Raw genomic sequence first — 753 nt, forward strand, 5'->3', positions numbered from 1 at the left:
CCTGATATCCCGTCGGGATGCCAATTCAGTACAACCTTTCTCCCACCCATCGCGCATACCGGAAATCCCGGATCCCCATCACTTTCCCCTCCGCAAATTCCAGCACCACCAGGTACCCCGGCGCCCCTGCACCTTCGTCCTCCTCGGTATCCACCCACAGTCCTGGCCGGCCCTCCACGTTGATGGGTGTTATGCGCAGCCCGTACGTCTTGGCTGCGTAATTCGTGAAGTACTCCCCACCGCGCGCCTGCATCGGCTTGCGGCGAGCCACCAGGTCCAGCTTCACGTCCTGACCCAGCATCTCGCGCAGGCCATCGAAGTCCCTGGCGTTGAAGCGCTCGGCATAGGCGGCCAGCAGGGCCTGGTCTTGCGGTGACAGGCTGGGCGGCGAAGCCGCGTCGTCGGGTTGCCCGGCCAGCTCGCGCAAGCGCGCGCGGCCGCGGTGCAGCGCCGCCTTGACGGCCGGCACGGTGGTGCCCATCACGCCGGCCGCTTCTTCGAGGGCGTAACCCAGCACGTCGGCCAGGATGACGGTGCTGCGCTGCGCGGGCGCAAGGCGCATGAAGGTGCGCAAGGCCGCGGTGGCCACATGGCGGCGGTCGGCGGACTCGGCCTGCTTGTCCGCGATTGTGTCCACGTCTTCGTCGGCAAACATCGCCTGCTCGCGCGATTTGCGCCGCAGGAAGTCCATGGCCGCGTTGTGCGCGATGCGAAACAGCCACGCTTCCACGTTCTGCACGGCCTGCGCGTCGT

1 protein-coding gene is annotated in these 753 nt (G+C 67.2%); it reads right to left on the reverse strand.

Going from position 1 to position 753, the window contains the following annotated elements:
• Positions 1 to 25: 25 nt before the first annotated feature.
• Positions 26 to 753: sigma factor-like helix-turn-helix DNA-binding protein (locus AC1D0P_RS26490; protein WP_477679450.1), on the reverse strand; the 728-nt coding region annotated here is incomplete at its 5' end.

This window comes from Polaromonas sp. P1_G2, from assembly GCF_056405515.1.